At 57.5% G+C, this 18,188-nt stretch carries 17 protein-coding genes; 11 read left to right on the plus strand and 6 right to left on the minus strand.

The features are described from left to right. The 11 genes from GOV80_RS06580 to GOV80_RS06630 all read left to right on the plus strand — a co-directional run bounded on the left by GOV80_RS06580 (nt 1) and on the right by GOV80_RS06630 (nt 10,550). Nucleotides 1–1,155: a carbohydrate ABC transporter permease gene (locus GOV80_RS06580; RefSeq protein WP_170783345.1), complete on the plus strand. Its 1,155-nt coding sequence runs from the start codon at nt 1–3 to the stop codon at nt 1,153–1,155. A gap of 4 nt (nt 1,156–1,159) precedes the next feature. Next, complete coding sequence (locus tag GOV80_RS06585) at nt 1,160–1,690, plus strand: ester cyclase (RefSeq protein WP_170783347.1); 531 nt, start codon at nt 1,160–1,162, stop codon at nt 1,688–1,690. Nucleotides 1,691–1,701: 11 nt separating this feature from the next. Further along, entirely contained in the window at nt 1,702–3,033 is a 1,332-nt protein-coding gene (gene hisD, locus GOV80_RS06590) for a histidinol dehydrogenase (RefSeq protein ID WP_170783349.1), read from the plus strand. Beyond that, a complete protein-coding gene (locus GOV80_RS06595) occupies nt 3,030–4,082 on the plus strand; it encodes an ester cyclase (protein ID WP_170783351.1) in 1,053 nt (350 codons plus the stop codon). Before hisD ends, GOV80_RS06595 begins: the two co-directional genes overlap by 4 nt. After that, the gene (locus GOV80_RS06600) at nt 4,082–4,846 is read left to right on the plus strand and encodes an SDR family NAD(P)-dependent oxidoreductase (protein WP_170783353.1); all 765 of its coding nucleotides are present in this window, start codon (nt 4,082–4,084) and stop codon (nt 4,844–4,846) included. The genes GOV80_RS06595 and GOV80_RS06600 overlap by 1 nt, the downstream gene beginning before the upstream one ends. Further along, nucleotides 4,846–5,889, plus strand: a complete 1,044-nt coding sequence (locus GOV80_RS06605; RefSeq protein WP_214647969.1) for a LacI family DNA-binding transcriptional regulator — start codon at nt 4,846–4,848, stop codon at nt 5,887–5,889. The genes GOV80_RS06600 and GOV80_RS06605 overlap by 1 nt, the downstream gene beginning before the upstream one ends. Further along, nucleotides 5,886–6,875, plus strand: a complete 990-nt coding sequence (locus tag GOV80_RS06610; RefSeq protein WP_170783355.1) for a nuclear transport factor 2 family protein — start codon at nt 5,886–5,888, stop codon at nt 6,873–6,875. The genes GOV80_RS06605 and GOV80_RS06610 overlap by 4 nt, the downstream gene beginning before the upstream one ends. A gap of 148 nt (nt 6,876–7,023) precedes the next feature. After that, complete coding sequence (locus GOV80_RS06615; protein WP_170783357.1) at nt 7,024–7,983, plus strand: cupin domain-containing protein; 960 nt, start codon at nt 7,024–7,026, stop codon at nt 7,981–7,983. Between the two features lie 58 nt (nt 7,984–8,041). Then, on the plus strand, nt 8,042–9,166 hold the full coding sequence (locus GOV80_RS06620) for a cobalamin-independent methionine synthase II family protein (RefSeq protein ID WP_170772020.1): 1,125 nt from the start codon (nt 8,042–8,044) through the stop codon (nt 9,164–9,166). Beyond that, on the plus strand, nt 9,163–9,858 hold the full coding sequence (locus GOV80_RS06625; RefSeq protein ID WP_170783359.1) for an alpha/beta fold hydrolase: 696 nt from the start codon (nt 9,163–9,165) through the stop codon (nt 9,856–9,858). The genes GOV80_RS06620 and GOV80_RS06625 overlap by 4 nt, the downstream gene beginning before the upstream one ends. Continuing rightward, nucleotides 9,855–10,550, plus strand: coding sequence for an RraA family protein (locus tag GOV80_RS06630; RefSeq protein WP_170783361.1), 696 nt, complete (start codon nt 9,855–9,857; stop codon nt 10,548–10,550). The genes GOV80_RS06625 and GOV80_RS06630 overlap by 4 nt, the downstream gene beginning before the upstream one ends. A 55-nt stretch (nt 10,551–10,605) precedes the next feature. Here GOV80_RS06630 and GOV80_RS06635 read toward each other — a convergent pair whose 3' ends face one another. The 6 genes from GOV80_RS06635 to xdhB all read right to left on the minus strand — a co-directional run bounded on the left by GOV80_RS06635 (nt 10,606) and on the right by xdhB (nt 18,178). Continuing rightward, nucleotides 10,606–11,001, minus strand: a complete 396-nt coding sequence (locus GOV80_RS06635; protein WP_170783363.1) for an ectoine synthase — start codon at nt 10,999–11,001, stop codon at nt 10,606–10,608. 17 nt (nt 11,002–11,018) lie between these two features. Beyond that, nucleotides 11,019–11,768 (minus strand): SDR family oxidoreductase, encoded by a 750-nt coding sequence (locus GOV80_RS06640; protein ID WP_170772028.1) that lies wholly within the window; start codon nt 11,766–11,768, stop codon nt 11,019–11,021. Nucleotides 11,769–11,933: 165 nt separating this feature from the next. Further along, nucleotides 11,934–13,271 carry a guanine deaminase gene (gene guaD, locus GOV80_RS06645; protein WP_170783365.1) on the minus strand — a complete coding sequence of 446 codons (1,338 nt, stop codon included), beginning with the start codon at nt 13,269–13,271 and terminating at the stop codon, nt 11,934–11,936. A gap of 61 nt (nt 13,272–13,332) precedes the next feature. Further along, nucleotides 13,333–14,934: a xanthine/uracil/vitamin C permease gene (locus tag GOV80_RS06650; protein WP_170783367.1), complete on the minus strand. Its 1,602-nt coding sequence runs from the start codon at nt 14,932–14,934 to the stop codon at nt 13,333–13,335. 43 nt (nt 14,935–14,977) lie between these two features. Further along, nucleotides 14,978–15,856, minus strand: coding sequence for a xanthine dehydrogenase accessory protein XdhC (gene xdhC, locus GOV80_RS06655; RefSeq protein ID WP_170783369.1), 879 nt, complete (start codon nt 15,854–15,856; stop codon nt 14,978–14,980). A gap of 3 nt (nt 15,857–15,859) precedes the next feature. Further along, entirely contained in the window at nt 15,860–18,178 is a 2,319-nt protein-coding gene (gene xdhB / locus GOV80_RS06660; protein ID WP_170783371.1) for a xanthine dehydrogenase molybdopterin binding subunit, read from the minus strand. Nucleotides 18,179–18,188: the final 10 nt, after the last annotated feature.

Consider the following 18,188-nt stretch of genomic DNA (forward strand, 5'->3'; position numbering starts at 1 on the left):
ATGTCCTCGCGCGCGCTTCGCCAACCTCTCAGCCTGCGGCTGACCTCGAACATCTTCCTCGCGTTCTGGTGCCTTGTCGCCGCCTTCCCGATCGTCTGGATCGCTATCATGAGCGTCAAATCCCCTGTGGATGCCTATGACAGCAACGCGCTGAACGTGATCTTTGGCCCCGCGACGCTGGCCACAGGCAACGGGTTGTCGGTTCTGGATATCATCCTTGGCATCGCAGTGATCTGGGGCGCGGCCATGATCGTGACCAAAGTGCTGCCCGCGAAGATCAAGGAATACACATCACCGGGTCAGGAATGGTTCGGTTGGGTGGTCGGAGTGCTTGTCGCGCTGATCGCCTTTTTGCTGGTGTTCTTTGTTGTCCTGCCCGCGGTTCTAAACATCCTGAACCCACTGTTCGGCCCCTTGGGTCGCGATGTGTTGGGCGTAACGACTGAGCATTACAAGACCGTTTGGGTCGATCGGGGCTTCTCCAATAACTTCAAAAATTCGCTGATCGTGACCGCCGGGGTTGTGACCGTATCGCTGACCGTAGGCACGCTGGCCGGCTATGGCCTGGCGCGGTCGGGCTCGACACTGGCCTTCTGGATTTTGCTGATCGCACTGATCTTCCGCGCGCTGCCTCATTCCGTGCTGGTGGCGGGCTATCTGCCGGTTTTCATCAATTCGGCCGAATGGCTGGCGCCTATTCTGGGTGAGAATGCGCCGACGCTTTATGGCAAGCCTTTCGCCGTGATTGCGGTGCTGGTGGCGATCAACCAGCCGTTCACCATCTGGATGCTGCGCTCGTTCTTTCAGAACATCCCAGCTGAACTGGACGAAGCCGCGCGGGTTGATGGCTGCAACCACTTTCAGGCCTTCCGCCGGGTGATCATGCCGGTGATGTGGCCGGGGGTGATTACTACCGGGCTGTTCAGCTTCCTGCTGGCCTATAACGACTTTCTTGTGACCTCGCTGCTGCTTGATGCGCAGAACCAGACGATGGTCCCCGCCATTGCGGGCATGTTCAACCGCGAGACAACGACGACCGATCAGGTGGTCGCCGTGGCTGCCGCGGTGTCGATCATCGCCCCGCTGTTCTTCCTTGTGATGATCTTCCAACGCCAAATCGTCAGTGGCCTGACCGCTGGCGCAGTAAAAGGATAAAGAAATGAAGGGTTCCCGCCCGGAACAAGCCGTTCTGACCCGTGATACGGACATGTCCAAAACGGATGAAACGCGACGTGTGATCGAGACGATGGTCGATGGTCTGAATGACCACCGCATTGATGATATCGGCGAGTTCTTCTCGCAAGGATTCCGCTGGTTGGGTAATCAGGGCTGTGGCACCAAAACTGGCCTGAAAGAGTTTCAGGACAACTGGCAGCGCCCCTTCCAGGCGGCGTTTTCCGACAAGACCTGCATTGACGAAGCGCGTCTTTACATGGGCGAATGGGCCGCCGCCTTTGGCCGGCAAGAGGCCACCCATTCCGGCGAATTCCTCGGAATCGCCCCAACCGGCAAACGGGTTGAAATCCGTTACATGGATTTCTGGAAAGTGGTCGATGGCAAGATCGTCGACAACTGGGTGAACGTGGATTTCGCCCATGTGGCCGCGCAGCTGGGTGTGGATCTGTTCAACGGCGAGGGCTGGGAAGCCTTTGACCGAGGTGAGAAAACCGCCCCTCGCCCCGACAAGTAAGGATCAGGATTATGGCTATCGAGTATCTCAAACGCGGTAAGTCCGACGCTGACCGGGCCGAGGATGACGCCAAGACCCGCGCCGTGGTCGAGGCCACGCTGAAGGACATCGAAACCCGGGGTGATGCCGCCGTGCGCGAGTTGAGCGAGAAGTTCGACAACTATTCCCCCGCCTCGTTTCGCCTGTCGCCAGATCAGATCGACGAGCTGATCGGCCAACTGACCGAGCGCGAGCTGAACGATATCAAATTCGCGCAGGAACAGGTGCGCAACTTTGCGCAGGCGCAGCGCGACTCGATGCTAGATATCGAGGTTGAAACCCTGCCCGGCGTCATTCTGGGCCACAAGAACATCCCGGTGCAGTCCGTGGGCTGCTATGTGCCCGGCGGCAAGTTCCCGATGGTGGCCTCGGCCCATATGTCGGTGGCGACGGCCAGCGTGGCGGGTGTGCCAAGGATCATCGCCTGCACACCTCCGTTTCAGGGTAAACCGAACCCGGCAGTGATCGCAGCCATGCATCTGGGCGGCGCGCATGAGATTTACGTCATGGGCGGCATTCAGGCCATTGGCGCCATGGCGCTGGGAACCGAAACCATTGATCCCGTGCACATGCTGGTCGGCCCCGGCAATGCCTTTGTGGCCGAAGCCAAGCGCCAGCTCTTTGGCCGCGTGGGGATTGACCTGTTCGCCGGCCCGACCGAGACCATGGTGATCGCCGATGAGACTGCAGCGGATGCGGAGCTTTGCGCCACCGACCTGCTGGGTCAGGCCGAACATGGCTATAACAGCCCCTGCGTTTTGCTGACCAATTCGCGCAAGCTGGCCGAAGATACTCTGGCTGAGGTCGATCGCCTGCTGGGCATCTTGCCCACCGCCGACACCGCCAAAGTGTCCTGGGAAGAATATGGCGAGGTGATCGTCTGTGACTCCTATGACGAGATACTGCAGGTCGCCGATGATATCGCCTCTGAGCATGTGCAGGTGATGACCGACCGCGATGACTGGTTCCTTGAGAACATGACCTGCTACGGAGCGCTGTTCCTTGGGCCGCGCACCAATGTGTCGAACGGTGACAAGGTGATTGGCACCAACCACACGCTACCCACCAAAAAAGCCGGGCGCTATACCGGCGGGCTTTGGGTAGGTAAATACCTGAAAACACACAGTTATCAGAAGGTTCTGACTGATGAGGCGGCGACGCTGATCGGCGAATATGGCTCGCGCCTGTGTATGCTGGAAGGCTTTGTGGGTCATGCCGAGCAATGCAACGTCCGCGTCCGCCGCTATGGCGGGATCAACGTGCCCTATGGCGAGGCGGCCCCCTATCGGGACGCCGCCGAATGAGTGATATTCATGCGCAGCATAAAGCCCTGATCGCGCCGGTCAGGGCGGCTATGTATGACTTTACCGAAACGGGTGTGCGGCAGGCGCTGGCCAGGGTCAGCGCCCCGGACGCCCTGTTTCGGTTGTGCCATCCGTTTGGCGACAGCACCGGCAGCGATGCCTTCTATGACACCGCCTTTAAGGGTCTGCTGGACGCATGGCTTGATTTGGAGCGGCGCGACTACATCGTCATGGCCGGGCCGGATGAACACGGCGCGGATTGGGTCGGTTGCGGCGGCTATTATACCGGCACCTTCACCGGGCCTTGGCTGGATATCCCGCCGACCGGCCATCAGGTGACAATGCGGTTCCATGAATTCTATCGCTTCCGCGACGGCAAGATCGTCGAGATGCAGGCGCTGTGGGACATCCCCGAAGTGATGATGCAGGCCAACGCCTGGCCCATGGCCCCCAGTCTTGGGCATGAATGGCATGTTCCGGGCCCAGCGACGCAGGATGGTCTGTTGCCGGGGCCATATGATGCCGATAAAGGCCAGCAGACATGCCAGCACATCATCGACATGCTGGATCACCTCAAGAAACACCCATCAGAGGGCGGGCCAGAGGTTATGGAGATGGAGAAGTTCTGGCACCCCCGCATGAACTGGTACGGTCCCGCCGGAATCGGCACTGGGCGCGGCTATGCTGGGTTTCGCAACTGGCACCAGATTCCGTTCCTGAACGGGATGCCGGATCGTGGGAAGTATGTGGATGACATCACCTATCACTTTTTCGGCGATGGCGACTATGCCGCCGTCACCGGCTGGCCGAACATGATCCAGACGGTGACCCATGACGGTTGGATGGGGATTGCGCCCTCGGGCCAACGGATCACCATGCGCAGCCTGGATTTCTGGCGGCTCGAGAATGGCCTGATCCGCGAAAACTGGGTTCTGGTCGATCTTCTGGACGCATACCGCCAACTGGGAGTTGACGTGTTCGCCCGTCTGCGGGAATTCAACAAGGCCCGGAATATGGGCCGTATTGAAATACCGGATGGAATGAATTGATGACTGACCTGCCCCGCACCCCCTTGTTTTCGCTAAACGGTAAAACCGCGCTGGTTACCGGTGCCTCCTCGGGCATCGGTCAGGGCTGCGCCGTGGCGCTTGCCGAGGCCGGGGCGCATGTGGTCTGTGCTGCGCGCGGGGCGGATCGCCTGGCTGAGACAGTCGCCGCACTGCAGGCGCAGGGTTGGTCGGCCGAGGCCACCGTGGTGGATCAGGGCGACTTGCAGGCGCTGAAACAGCTATTCGAAGGCCGTACTTTTGACGTGGTCGTCAACTCCGCCGGAACCGCCCGCCACAGCCCGGCTGTGGAGACCACGCCTGAAGATTTCGACGCAGTTACCAGCGTCAATCTGCGCTCGGCCTATTTTCTGTCGTCCTATGCGGCCAAGGCGCTGCTGGCGGCGGACAGGCCGGGGTCGATCATTCATATCTCAAGCCAGATGGGCCATGTGGGTGGCGTGGACCGGGCGCTTTATTGCGCCACCAAACACGGGCTTGAGGGCATGGTCAAAGCGATGGCTATCGAATGGGGCAAACAGCGCATCCGCATCAACACCGTCTGCCCGACTTTCATTCGCACGCCACTGACACAATCCACGTTTGATAACCCCGAACGTGCCGCTTGGATCATGGAGAAGATCAAGCTCGACCGCGTGGGCGAAGTCGAAGACATCATGGGGGCGGTCACCTATCTGGCCTCAGACGCCTCGGCGCTGGTGACCGGTACCTCGATGCTGATTGACGGCGGGTGGACGGCGGACTGATGGCTGAAAAGGTCACATCCCTGCAGGTTGCGCAACTGGCCGGTGTCAGCCAATCGGCGGTCAGCCGGGTGTTTACGCCTGGTGCATCCGTCAGCAAAAAGACCGAAGACAAAGTGCGCAAAGCCGCCGCTGAACTGGGATACAGGCCCAATGTTCTGGCCCGCGCCATGGTGTCGGGCAAAAGCCGCATCATCGGTTTGGTGGTGGGGTATCTTGAGAATTACTTCTACCCCGAGGCCCTGGAGAAGCTCTCCAATGCGTTGCAGGAACAAGGCTATCACGTGCTGATTTTCATGGCCTCACGCTCGGCCGGGAATATTGATGGCGTGATGGATGAAATTCTGGATTATCAGGTGGACGGAGTCATTCTTGCCTCGGTTCCGATGTCGTCGGATATCGCCACGCGCTGTCAGCAGGCCGGCGTTCCGGTGGTGCTGTTCAACCGTTCGCAGGATATTGATGGGATCACCACGGTGGCCTCGGACAACTATGCGGGCGGGCGCAAAGTGGCTGAGTTTCTACTGGCCGGAGGACATAAGCGTATCGCCTATATCGCGGGTTGGCAGGGTGCCTCGACCCAGCGTGACCGCGAGGCAGGGTTCCGTGCGGCCCTGGCTGAAGGTGGGCAGGATGTGTTCGCCCATGATGTCGGAGATTTCCACACCGAAAACGCCCGCGCCGCCGCCCGCCGGATGTTTGATGTTGCCCCCGGCAAACGGCCCGACGCCGTGTTTGTGGCCAATGATCACATGGCTTTGGCGGTGATGGACGTGATCCGCTTTGAACTGGGCCTGCGCGTGCCCGAGGATGTCTCGGTCATCGGCTATGACGACGTGCCGCCCGCCGGGTGGCCCGCCTATAACCTGACGACAATCCGCCAGCGCGCCAATCTGATGGTGGCTGAAACCGTCACCGCTTTGCTTGACCACATCGACACCCCGGCCACGGCCGAACCACGCAAAGTGGCCATAGACGGGCCTCTGGTCGTGCGGACTTCGGCGCGTTTGCCGAAGGGGTGGAAACCACAAAGGACTGAGACATGAAGGGCTTTGATCCGAAATTCCGGGATTTTCCGGACTACATCATCGGGATCACCAAAGAGATCTGGGAAGATCGCGGCATCGTCACGCTGCATGACTATTATAGCAAGGATATCGTCGTGCGCTCGCCCGGGTCGGTGGTGCTGGGCAACCAGAACGTCATCGGCGCGACTATGGCGACTCTGGCCGAATTTCCTGACCGTCAATTGCTTGGAGAGGATGTTATCTGGTCCGGTACTCCGGAAGAGGGGATGCTAAGTTCGCACCGGATCATCTCGACCGCGACACATTTGGCCGAAGGTGTTTACGGTAAAGCGACCGGAACCAAACTGCGCTATCGGATTCTCGCCGACTGCCACGCCATCGACAATCAGATCAATGACGAGTGGCTGATCCGCGATCAGGGGGCGATCGTGCGTCAGATGGGTTGGGACCCCAAAGAATACGCCGCCGATCTGATCGCGCGCGAAGGTGGACCTGAGAACTGTGTCAAACCGCTGACACCCGAGATCGACCAGCCCGGTCCCTACAAGGGAACCGGCAACGACAATGAATGGGGGCAGCGTTACGCCGATATCCTGACCCGGATCATGAATGCCGATATGGGCGCAATCGAAACCGAATACGACCGCGCTGTTCAGTCCGAGTATGTAGGCGGGGTTACCGGTCACGGCTGGGACTCAGTGGATCGGTTCTGGATGGGTTTGCGCGCCAGCTTCCCCAACGCAGAGTTCAAGATCGAGCACCAGATTGGCCGCGATGACCCGAATATGCCCCCTCGCGCCGCGATCCGCTGGAGCCTGTGGGGCAAGCATGATGGCTGGGGTGTCTTTGGCGCGCCAACAGGTGCGCAGGTCTATGTTCTGGGCATCAGCCACGGTGAGTTCGGCGAGTTGATCGCCGGCCAGCCGCAGCTGCGCCGGGAATACACCTTGTTCGACGAGACCTCGGTCTGGAAACAGATCCTGCTACAGGGACAGGAGGGCTGAGTGGCTGCGATGTGCCTCTCCCTGAACGCCAGTCAGGCGGCGCGGCGCTTTCACACGCATCGCGCCTCGCTGCGCGCGCGGCGTTTGAACAACCGACCTCCCGGGGGACGGGATTGATCCCATCACCCCCATTTTCAAGGAGACCATCATGAGCACAATCCAACAACGCATCGTCCGCTACGGCGAACTGCAGCCCTGCAAAACCGCCTTCATCGACGCCCATACTCCGGGCAGCGATCAGAAAGAGAACTTTACCATCATCGGCGGTGGCGTGTCCGAAAGCCCCGATCAGCACGTCCATATCACCGATAAGATTGGCTTTAACATTGGTGCTGCGGGGCAGCCTCCGAAATGCCGGAATTCACTGCACAGCCATACCACAGCCGAGGTCTTTTTCGTCGCTAAAGGGCGCTGGCGGTTCTTCTGGGGCCGCTATGGCACAGCGGGTGAATTCATTGCCGAAGAAGGCGATATTTTCAACATTCCCACGGGTATTTTCCGAGGTTTCGAAAATGTCGGTCAGGACTATGGGATGATCATGTCGATCCTGGGCGGCGACGATGCAGGCGGCGGAGTGACCTGGGCCCCTCAGGTTATTGAAGATGCGCAGGCACATGGTTTGATGCTGGGTGACAATGGGGTTTTGTACGATTCCAAAAAGGGGCAGGAACTGCCACACAATGTGCATCCGATGCCTCTGTTGACTGAAGAGCAATTGAAGGACTACCCCGAAGTTCCGGTTGAGGATGTCGTAGGCAAATATGTTGCGCGCTATTGGGACCTAATGGCTTTGTCGGCCAAAAAGCCCGTTCGGGTGATCGGTGAGAATGGAATAATCAAGGACAAACCCGGGTTTGAGGTCGATTTCCTTGGACGGGGGACTTCTGTTACCGAACCAACCGTTGCAGCATCTGCCGTCGTTCTTATGCCTGCAAGCGGCCACTGGCGCATTTCGATCAACGATCATGAAACCACATTGTCCACCGGTGACACGGCTTTGGTCCTGCCTGGTGAATCCTATTGTGTGAACCCTTCGATGACAGGGCAGGCGGGTCTCTATCGGATCACGGCAACGGATGATCCGGCGGGCCCCACTTGGATAGGATGAGCGTGGACACCATAGACGCGCAGGCCAAAAATGCGCGCAAAAATATCAGGAGGCTCTGATGACGATCAAAACCACCCATGTTGGGTCTCTGCCTCGAACGCAGGACGTTGTGGATTTCATTTTCGCCCGCGAAAACGACACGCCTTATGTCGGGGATGCTTTTGACGCTTGCATGGCAAATGCAGTCTCCGAAACGGTTCGTAAACAGGTCGAAGCCGGCGTGGACATAGTCAGTGACGGTGAAACGTCGAAAATTTCATACGCGACCTATGTCAAGGATCGGTATTTTGGATTTTCAGGTGACAGCCCCCGCAACGCGCCCGCAGATTTGAAGATGTTTCCCAGCTTTCTTCAACGGCTGGCTGAGGGTGGGGGCACGCCGCAATACGCACGGCCAATGTGCACTGGCGAGGTTCGGTCCAAAGGGCAGGGAGAGCTGGAAAAAGACCTTGCCAACCTCAAAGCGGCTATGGCGCAGCACGGGGTCGAACATGGCTTTATGAACGCGGCCTCACCGGGTGTAATCTCGTTGTTTTTGCAAAATGATTTCTATCCGTCGCGCGAAGCGTATCTGACGGCGTTGGCCGACGTTATGAAAGAGGAGTACGAAACCATTGTCGCCGCAGGTTTGGATCTGCAATTGGATTGTCCGGATTTGGCTTTGTCCCGCCACATGCTGTTCACCGACCTTTCAGACGACGAGTTCGTCAAGATTGCGGATATGCATGTCGAGGCTCTGAACCATGCGCTTCAAAACGTTCCGCAAGAGCGCGTGAGGGTTCATATTTGCTGGGGCAACTACGAGGGTCCGCATTGCTGCGACATCGCAATGGACAAAGTGTTTGGCGCGCTGATGGCGACCAAATCACGCTATGTATTGTTCGAAACTTCGAACCCGCGCCACGCACATGAATGGACAGTATTTCGTGACCGCAAGGCCGAGATTCCCGACGACAAAGTTCTGATCCCGGGCGTGGTCGACACGACCACCAACTTCGTTGAACATCCCGAACTCGTGGCCCAGCGGATCGAACGTTTTACCCAGATTGTAGGGGCCGACCGGGTGATTGCTGGCAGCGATTGTGGCTTTGGAACATTTGCAGGCTTCGGCGCGGTCGATCCGCAGATTGCTTATGCCAAACTGTCCGCACTGTCAGAGGGCGCAAAGCTGGTTTCCTTATGACCCCATTGATCTTCTTGCCCGGCATGATGTGTGACGCGCGGCTTTTTGGCCCTCAAATCGAAACATTGTCCAGTGTTTTGCCGGTCATGACCTTTCCGCTAAGCCAACACGATAGCGTCGAGGCAATGGCAGCTGACATCTTGGGAAATGCCCCACCGCACTTTGCACTGGCGGGCCTGTCGATGGGCGGGATTGTGGCTATGGAGGTGCTGCGTCAAGCCCCCGACCGTGTCGCACGTTTGGCGTTGCTCGATACAAATCCGTTGGCCGAGTTGCCTGAAGTGAAAGCTCGTCGCGGGCCGCAAATGGAAGCGGTGCGTGCAGGTCGCCTGCAGCAAGTGATGCGCGAGGAAATGAAACCCAACTATCTGGCCGAGAGTTCTCGTCAGGGCCGCATACTGGATCTTTGCATGGAAATGGCGGTCGATCTGGGAGCGGACGTCTTTCTGCGCCAGTCGCAAGCACTAATGAACCGACCAGACCAGCGCGCGGTTCTGTCCAGCTATCGCGGACAGACATTGGTTCTGTGTGGGCGAGAAGACGGGCTATGCCCGATCGAGCGTCATCAGTTGATGGATGATCTCTTGCCAAACAGCACGTTCAAAATCGTCGATGGGGCAGGTCATTTGCCTACATTGGAACAGCCAAACGAAACAACAGAAGCCCTTTCGAGCTGGTTGGAGAACACATGACACCGTCTCTTTTGTCTTTGCTTCGTAAGGTCGATACGCCGACTGTCTGCAACGCCATCGAAGTGGCGCAGGGCCAGCGCGGGTTCAACAGGTTTACACGCGGTACAATGCTCTGCTCCGCTCCTGAAGAACCCGCGATCGTTGGCTACGCGCGCACGGCCAAGATAGCTGCAGTTCACCCGTCGAATGAGCCGCCAGAGGTCATTCGAACACGTCGCATGGCCTACTACAAATATATGGCCGAACCGCCCGGCCCAACCATCGCGGTGGTCGAGGATACGGACCATCCCGAATGCGTCGGTGCATATTGGGGTGAGATCAATACAACGGTTCATAAAGGGTTCGGCATGTCGGGCGTCCTGACCAATGGCGTCATGCGTGATCTTGGGGACATGCCCAAGGGATTTCCGGTCATCGCAGGCTCCGTCGGGCCAAGTCACGGCTTTGTCCATGTCCGCGAGATTGACACGCCGGTTTCAATCTTTGGACTTGAGGTGTGCCCCGGCGATTTGGTCCACGCCGATCGACATGGGGCGTTGGTTGTGCCGGAAGACATTATTGATCAACTGGAAGCCGCCATTCAAAATCTTTTGTCGACCGAGCGTATCATCCTGGACGCCGCCCGACAGCCGGGATTTGATTTTGAAGCCTTCGAAACTGCCTGGAGTGCATTCGAAAAAGCGAGGGTCTGATTGACAGAAAGCACTGGGCGGTTCCGGCTGGCAGGTCCTCTGCTTAGTACCTGCCTTATTCAAGATTTTCGGTCGGGGCATAGCTGCCATCGTCCCGGTGCACTTCTTGCCCACTGAGCGGTGGTGTGAAAACGCAGACAAGTCTAAGGTCGGCGTTAGTGGCCTGCACCACATGCCGATCGTGCCGGTCCAGTGCATACAGGGTGAAGGGTTCAAGGGATTGCCAGGTTTCGCCATCAGCAGCCCTGATCTGCCCCTGACCTTCGATGCAATAACACGCCTCTAGATGGTGGGTGTATTCCAACTCAAGCGCCGCGCCCTTTTTGATGATTGTGTCGGTCAGCGAAAATCCCATGCGGTCAGAGGCCAGCAGCAATCTTCGGCTGTTCCATCCCGGACCAGAGACATCCCGTTCTGTCCCCAAAATGTCTTCGAGTGTCTTGACGATCATCTTTTCCAGCCTTGCACCTAGCGTACCGCGCGGTTCATCCCGCCATCAGACAGGATACTCTGACCATTAATATACCGGGCCCCTTCGCTGGCAAGAAATACACAAGCCTGTCCAATTTCCTCGAAGGTTGCGGGCCGCTGAGCTGGGATTTCCCGACGCGCGCGGTCCGACAGGTTTACGTTCTCACAGAAGCCTGGCAGCAGATTGTTCATGCGAATATTGTGACGGGCATATCGGTCGCCATACAGTTTTGAGAAACTGTGCAGGGCACCGCGCAGCATGCTCATCGGGTAGGGCGCGCGGGGTTCTATCGTGTTCATGGATGAAATGTTCACGAAGGCGCCGCCACCTTGTTCAATCAGGATGGGAGTGACAATACGGGCAATCTTGACGACGTTCAGCACATACATGTCCAAACTTTCATGCCACAGCGCGTCGCTGAGTTCTAGAAGCGGCCCGTCAAAGTCGGGGTCGAACCCAACCGTTTTGATGGCTTGGGGCACTGACCCCCCGTGGCCCATATTGCTGACAATTGCGTCGATACGTCCATATTCGTGCATGGTGTCGTCGACCATCGCTTGCAGATCATCGACATCCAACACAGAGCCCCGACGGCCTATTCCCCCAAGCTCTTGTGCGAGTTCGATCGATCGATTGGACGGGGACATCAACGAGACCTTGTAGCCAGCCTTGGCCATTTCAATGGCGCAACCTCGACCGATGCCTTGGCCTGTACCGGTCATCAGCGCAACTTTGACTTCGGGCATGGTTCATCCTTTCCGAAAGCACAGGTGTTTGAGGGTATTCTGAGTCGTGGCCAGTCTAACTCGGTAGCAACTGGGACCCCTACGGAATTCTCGATGCAGTGCCGCTGTCCGCCAAAACCGTGTGACCGTCACAGTGGTCAGCTTGGATTTTCGTTTCGGGCGCTGCTAGGCCGTTACTTGGGCGCGGGTGGAAGCGGCTTCTTGTTTCGGGACGGTCTTGCTGGGTGACCCTGAAATATAGACTTCCTCAATCGCGCGATCGTCGCCCATAATTTGCAAGACGAACAGTTCTTCAGCAAGGCTGTCAACGCGATCCATACGCAGGGCCATAGCCGGTGTGCTGCGCGCATTCAGGACGACGATATCCGCCTCGGTTCCGGGATCGAGACTGCCGATTTTGTCTTCAAGGCCCAGAACGCGGGCATTTCCACGGGTTGCCCAATGGAATGCCTGTAACGGATGCAGCGCCATACCTTGCAACTGAAGGATCTTGTATCCTTCATTGAGGGTTTGCAGCATCGAATAGCTGGTGCCTGCACCAACATCCGTCGCAATCCCGTTTGAAATGCCGCGCATGCTCAGACCTTTATGGTCAAACAGGCCGCTACCTAGAAACAGGTTTGAGGTCGGGCAAAAAACAGGGTGCGCGCCGGTTTCTGCAATTGCCGAGATCTCCCGTGCCTCGAGGTGGATGGAATGCCCGAGAAGTGTTTTTTGCCCCAACAGTCCAAAGGACTGGTAAACATCCAGGTAATCGCGCGCATGCGGATAGAGCTGCTTTGTATAGTCGATCTCATCCTTATTTTCCGACAAATGAGTCTGGATGTGGCAATCGGGATGTTCCCGTGCCAATGCCTGGGCCATCCTCATTTGATCCGGCGTTGACGTGATTGCAAACCTGGGTGTGATAACATAGCCGTTGCGACCTTTGCCGTGCCAATCGGCGATCAGGGCTTTTGTGTCATCATAGCCGGATTGTGACGTGTCCCGTAAACCGTCGGGCGCATTCCGGTCCATCAGAACCTTGCCGCCAATCATGCGCATGTTCCGCCTGGTCGCTTCGGTAAAAAATGCATCCGCCGACGTTTTGTGGACCGAGCAATAGGCGACCGCAGTCGTTGTGCCGTGGTCGACAAGCTGATCGAAAAGCGCTCGCGCCATAAGCGTGCTGTGTTCGTCGGACGCAAACCGGATTTCTTCCGGGAACGTGTAGTTGTTGAGCCAATCCAAGAGCTGGGCCCCCCAAGAGGCGATCACTTGAACCTGGGGGAAGTGAATATGTGTGTCGATGAAACCGGCCATCATCAGATGCGGGCGGTGATCCGTCACTGGCACGTTTACGGCTTTTGCACTCAGCTCGGCATAGGGGCCCGTTTGCTGAATAATCCCGTTTTCGATCAACAGGGCGCCATCTTCAAGATAGGTGTAGGCGCTCAAGTCTTTGCCGTTCTGAGGCTCACGATGGAAGGTCAGCAGACGACCACGCAGCAATCTCTGGGTCATGAAAATTCTCGTTTATAGGAGGGGTGAGATGGGGCAGCCCGCGCGGCTGCCCCAATGCGGATCAGGCCTGCTGCGCCGGCGTGTTGTCGTCGATGAAGTCAGGTTCATCCGGGACAATCACGCGGTGCTCCAGATCTCCTTTCGGTGCGAGCATCGGATACACGTAAAGGAAGGTTCCGACGATCAGGTAGCCGACGGTGATCCCGTCAAACTGAGGCATCTGCAACGTGTATGCATGAATGATCCCAACCGAGGACATAAGGCCACCTGCCAGAGCGAACGCTCCGGCCATCCGAAAGCGGCCATCAATTACGTCAGCCACTATCGCACCCCAGATCAGCCCTGTGATGATCGCGCCTTGGCTCAGGGCAAGGTGCCCCTCGTAATGCGCCCCTTCCATGAGAAGTGCGGCCGTCAGGCCTTCGTCACCAAGCGAAGGAAGCCCCTCGACGCCTGAGCTGCGCAGTGCATTCATCAGTGATCCCCATTTGACCATCAAGAAGGCCGAAATGTGCGGCAAGATCGCGAAAGATACGGCTGCCATGTGCATCGGTTTTACGGCCCAGGCGGTATTGGTGATCAGGCTGACAGAGACAAACACCAATACCGGTGCTGCAGCGGCAATCGGGATCAACCCCGCAAGGAAAGACAGAAAACCGACAAAGGCAGCAGCGGCAATCACGACCGCGACGCCCACGATATATCCTGCATGTGCATCAAGTCGCTTATACGCCGGATGACCGATGTAAACGGTGGTAGGGAACGGCGAACCGAACACAGCCCCCAGCATCGTACCTGCACCATCGGTAACCTGACACAACCCAACCGGATAGTGATCCCCGGCCGCTTCGGCCGATTCCACGTTGTTCATGGTTTCGATGAAGTTGTAAATTTGCACTGGGATCAGAACAAGGAACAGTTCCGGGTTGGCGAACAGGTACTGCACACCGGCGATCAGGTCTCCGATATAGGGGATCGGGGGGTAGAATCCGATACCGCTTGTGTCAATTTTGGACTCGCCCAGAACAAGGGCAATGACCGTACCGGCAGCAATCGCAACCAACCCGGCCGGAACGTTGCCCGGAAGGCGAAAACGACCGATCAAACCCCAGAGAATGAACAGCAGCGATGTGAAACCAATGATGGGGTTCTCGAAAACTTCGGCTAACGGCACGGAGCCGATAAAGACCAAGGCAATCCCGCAAAGCGTGCCCAACATCCCCGCGCGTGGGGTAATGCGCTTGAGGTAAGGTCCCACGATGGCACCCAATGCCGCGACGATGCCCCCCATGAAACCGGCGCCGATGCCCACTTGCCAAGCCAGCATTGGGTCGTTGGTCGCCCAGTAAATCGGCCCGATCACACCAAAAAGGTAGACGAACATGACCGGTGTCGAGATGCCGTAAGGCAACGCGGTGACATCTTCACCCTTTAAGGTTGCCGCATATTTGGCAAGATAGGTGTAAACAGCGACCCCGGCCAAAATTGCAATCGCCGCACCTGGAACGATACGGCCATACACGATGTCGGCCGGCATCTGGAACACGAATTGACAGACCCCAGACAGGATCAGCAAGTTTACCAGGTTGTCAGTAAAAAGCGCCCAAAAAGCGCTGAAATCGCTGCGCGTAAACAGCTTATATTCGTAGGTCCTCCCGTCCATGACGGTTTCCTCCTCTGATATGACCGGAATAGCCCGACAAGTGTCAGGCCAATCTCCCTTTCCGGTTGTGATAGTGGCCCACGAGGGGCGCTTGGTTTGCCCCGGTCGGGGCGGTCGCGGCAGTTTCAGAGGTCAGTTCAGCCATCACCTCGGATACCACGAAGGCGGCGATGATGCTGGGCCGCTTGTCGCGGCTACCGCTGGCCCCAATGGGGCATCTCAAATGTTCGATGGACTGTCCGTCACAGTGTCTATGCGCCCAATTCCTGAGCTTTATCCGCTTTGTCGCAGATCCAATCATGCCTACATAGGCGGCGTCCTGACGTTCAAGAGCTGCAGTTGTAAGCAGGAAATCCAGCCCGTGATCGTGGGTCAGGACGACAAATGCGCTGCCTTCGGGTGCACCGTGAATTTCGAATTCCGGGATTGCGCTTACGCGAGTTTCGACATTCGCCGAGCAAAGTTCGATTTCCTCGGGTCTTGTATCAACAAGAATGCAACGCACAGGCAAATGCTGAAACTGGTTGGCCAGTGCACGTCCGACATGGCCGGCGCCCATCACATAAACATGGGGCAACGTTTTATCACGACGCGCCGCCCGTTCCGTAGCAGAGTGCCTATCTGATGCGCGCATACGGTTCAGTTTCAACTCGACCCGTCCGCCACAGCATTGGCCGATCTCGGGCCCCAGCGGCACATCCATCTTTTGATGCAGAACCCCATCAGCCAGCATCTTCCGCGCGGCATTGATGGCCAAGAATTCCAATTGCCCGCCGCCTATGGTGCCCCAAAGCGCCTCGGGGGCTACGAACATTTCTGTCCCCTCATTGCGCGGCGAGGACCCGCGTACGCGCGTTAGCGCGATGCAGATCACGCTGTGCTGTGCGGACAGAAACTCTTTCAGGGACAAGGCAGAGTTCATGGCTCAAGTGCTTTTCTGCAAACGGTCAACGGCCATCAACACACGTTCCGGCGTGGCCGGAGCATCCAGACGAGGGCATTCCCGATAATCGGCGACAGAAGCGACCGCCATCGACAGCGCCTCGAACACCGAAATTCCCAGCATGAATGGGGGTTCGCCAACAGCCTTGGACCGTTTGATCGTCAATTCGCGGTTCTCGGACCAATCGGCAAGCTTCACATTGAAGTTGCGCGGGCGATCCGATGCGAGCGGGATTTTGTACGTCGAAGGTGCATGGGTGCGCAGGCGACCGGCATCATCCCACCAAAGTTCCTCGGTGGTTAGCCAGCCCATGCCCTGAAGAAAGGCGCCTTCAACCTGACCCTTGTCGAGAACCGGGTTCAGTGAGCGTCCGACATCATGTAGCACATCTGTGCGTTCAACCCGATATTCACCGGTCAGCGTGTCAATCGTCACTTCGGAACATGAGGCACCATAGGCATAGTAATAGAACGGGCGGCCTTGTCCTTTTGCTCTGTCCCAATGGATCTTTGGGGTTTTATAGAACCCGGCTGCGGACAGTTGCACGCGCGCTAGATAAGCCTGTTTGATAAAGGCCTCGAAGGGCAGAACATCTTGACCGATATGTACCTGATTGGAGAGGAAGATCACTTCGTTAGACGTGACCCCCCAGGTTTCGGAGGCGAATTTCACAAGACGGTCTTTGATCTGCTCAACCGCGTTCAAGGCTGCCATACCGTTCAGATCCGTCCCGCTTGACGCCGCAGTGGCCGAGGTGTTGGGAACTTTCTCAGTGGTTGTTTTGGTGATCTTGATCCGGCTGAAATCGACCTGAAAGGCCTCGGCCACAACTTGCGCGACCTTGGTGTTCAAGCCTTGCCCCATTTCGGTGCCGCCATGGTTCAGGTGGATTGATCCATCGTTGTAGACATGCACCAGCGCCCCGGCCTGATTGTACCATGTGGCCGTAAACGAGATGCCGAATTTGACCGGCGTCAGCGCGATGCCCTTCTTCAGAATAGCAGAGGTCTTGTTGAACGCGATGATGTCCTGACGGCGTTGGCGGTACTGCGATGTCTCTTCCAACTCTCCGACCAGCCGGTCGAGAATGCTGTCTTCGACTTCCTGATGGTATGGGGTTATGTTGCGGTCCCCTGAGCCGTAGAAATTCAACTTGCGAATATCCAGCGGGTCTTTCCCCGTGGCATAGGCGATTTCTTCGATCATCCGCTCAGCGGCGATCACGCCCTGAGGCCCTCCGAACCCGCGGAAGGCGGTATTGGACACCGTATTGGTTTTCATCGGGCGGCTGTTCAGGCGCACATTTGGATAGAAATACGCGTTATCTGCGTGAAACAACGCCCGGTCGGTGACCGGACCTGACAGATCTGCCGAATACCCGCAGCGCGCGGCAAAGCAGCCATCGACGGCCTGAATGCGGCCGTCGTCGTCATGGGCAACGTCATAGTCGATCACAAAGTCATGGCGTTTGCCTGTGGCGGTCATGTCCTGATCCCGGTCGGGCCGGATTTTGACCGCTCGGTTCCACTTCTTCGCAGCTATGGCAGCCACGGCGCAGAACAGATTCATCTGGCTTTCCTTGCCGCCAAAACCACCGCCCATGCGGCGCACATTGACCACAACTGCATTGGAAGGCACCCCAAGCACATGGGCCACCATGTGCTGTGCTTCCGACGGATGCTGCGTCGAGCAATGCACGACCACGTCATCGTCCTCACCCGGAAGGGCAAAGGCGATATGGCCTTCAAGATACATATGATCCTGCCCACCAACCCGCATCCGACCCTTGATTCTGTTTGGGGCCGTTTCCTGTGCCGCGTCTACGTTGCCGCGCTCCAGCTTGAGCGGTGCTGTTACATGCGGATACCCGGCTTCCTGCGCCGCAATCGGATCCAGTGCATGCGACAAGGCCTTATATTCTATCTTTGCCAACTCCGCTGCGCGCCGCGCGATGTCACGGGTCTCGGCGACCACTGCGAACAACGGCTGGCCGTGAAACTGAATAGTGTCGGTCGGAAAAACGGGTTCATCATTCAGATGTGTCGGGCTGATGTCGTTGACCCCTGGCACGTCATCTGCAGTTATCACCCCGACCACGCCGGGCACTGCCAGAACGTCTGCGAAATCAATGCCTATAAGCTTGGCATGTGCGACGTCTGAGACACCGAGATATGCGTGCAAAGTGCCCTCGGGCAGCGCGATATCGTCTGTATAGTCGGCGCGTCCGGTGACATGCTTGACTGCGCTGTCGTGGTTAACGTTTGTGTGCGGCGCGCCAATAATGGAAACGTTGTCTTTCATTGTGGGTCTC

This window comes from Ruegeria lacuscaerulensis (assembly GCF_013034685.1).
GTDB classification, from domain to species: domain Bacteria; phylum Pseudomonadota; class Alphaproteobacteria; order Rhodobacterales; family Rhodobacteraceae; genus Ruegeria; species Ruegeria lacuscaerulensis_B.

Bases quoted from the DNA above. Each gene is read 5' to 3' on its own strand.
- GOV80_RS06595 (WP_170783351.1), top strand. From the start codon at position 3,030: ATGAGTGATATTCATGCGCAGCATAAAGCCCTGATCGCGCCGGTCAGG.
- hisD (WP_170783349.1), top strand. From the start codon at position 1,702: ATGGCTATCGAGTATCTCAAACGCGGTAAGTCCGACGCTGACCGGGCC.
- xdhC (WP_170783369.1), bottom strand. From the start codon at position 15,856: ATGAACTCTGCCTTGTCCCTGAAAGAGTTTCTGTCCGCACAGCACAGC.
- GOV80_RS06610 (WP_170783355.1), top strand. From the start codon at position 5,886: ATGAAGGGCTTTGATCCGAAATTCCGGGATTTTCCGGACTACATCATC.
- guaD (WP_170783365.1), bottom strand. From the start codon at position 13,271: ATGACCCAGAGATTGCTGCGTGGTCGTCTGCTGACCTTCCATCGTGAG.
- GOV80_RS06640 (WP_170772028.1), bottom strand. From the start codon at position 11,768: ATGCCCGAAGTCAAAGTTGCGCTGATGACCGGTACAGGCCAAGGCATC.
- GOV80_RS06605 (WP_214647969.1), top strand. From the start codon at position 4,846: ATGGCTGAAAAGGTCACATCCCTGCAGGTTGCGCAACTGGCCGGTGTC.
- GOV80_RS06630 (WP_170783361.1), top strand. From the start codon at position 9,855: ATGACACCGTCTCTTTTGTCTTTGCTTCGTAAGGTCGATACGCCGACT.
- GOV80_RS06650 (WP_170783367.1), bottom strand. From the start codon at position 14,934: ATGGACGGGAGGACCTACGAATATAAGCTGTTTACGCGCAGCGATTTC.
- GOV80_RS06625 (WP_170783359.1), top strand. From the start codon at position 9,163: ATGACCCCATTGATCTTCTTGCCCGGCATGATGTGTGACGCGCGGCTT.
- GOV80_RS06600 (WP_170783353.1), top strand. From the start codon at position 4,082: ATGACTGACCTGCCCCGCACCCCCTTGTTTTCGCTAAACGGTAAAACC.
- GOV80_RS06620 (WP_170772020.1), top strand. From the start codon at position 8,042: ATGACGATCAAAACCACCCATGTTGGGTCTCTGCCTCGAACGCAGGAC.
- GOV80_RS06615 (WP_170783357.1), top strand. From the start codon at position 7,024: ATGAGCACAATCCAACAACGCATCGTCCGCTACGGCGAACTGCAGCCC.
- GOV80_RS06580 (WP_170783345.1), top strand. From the start codon at position 1: ATGTCCTCGCGCGCGCTTCGCCAACCTCTCAGCCTGCGGCTGACCTCG.
- GOV80_RS06635 (WP_170783363.1), bottom strand. From the start codon at position 11,001: ATGATCGTCAAGACACTCGAAGACATTTTGGGGACAGAACGGGATGTC.
- GOV80_RS06585 (WP_170783347.1), top strand. From the start codon at position 1,160: ATGAAGGGTTCCCGCCCGGAACAAGCCGTTCTGACCCGTGATACGGAC.
- xdhB (WP_170783371.1), bottom strand. From the start codon at position 18,178: ATGAAAGACAACGTTTCCATTATTGGCGCGCCGCACACAAACGTTAAC.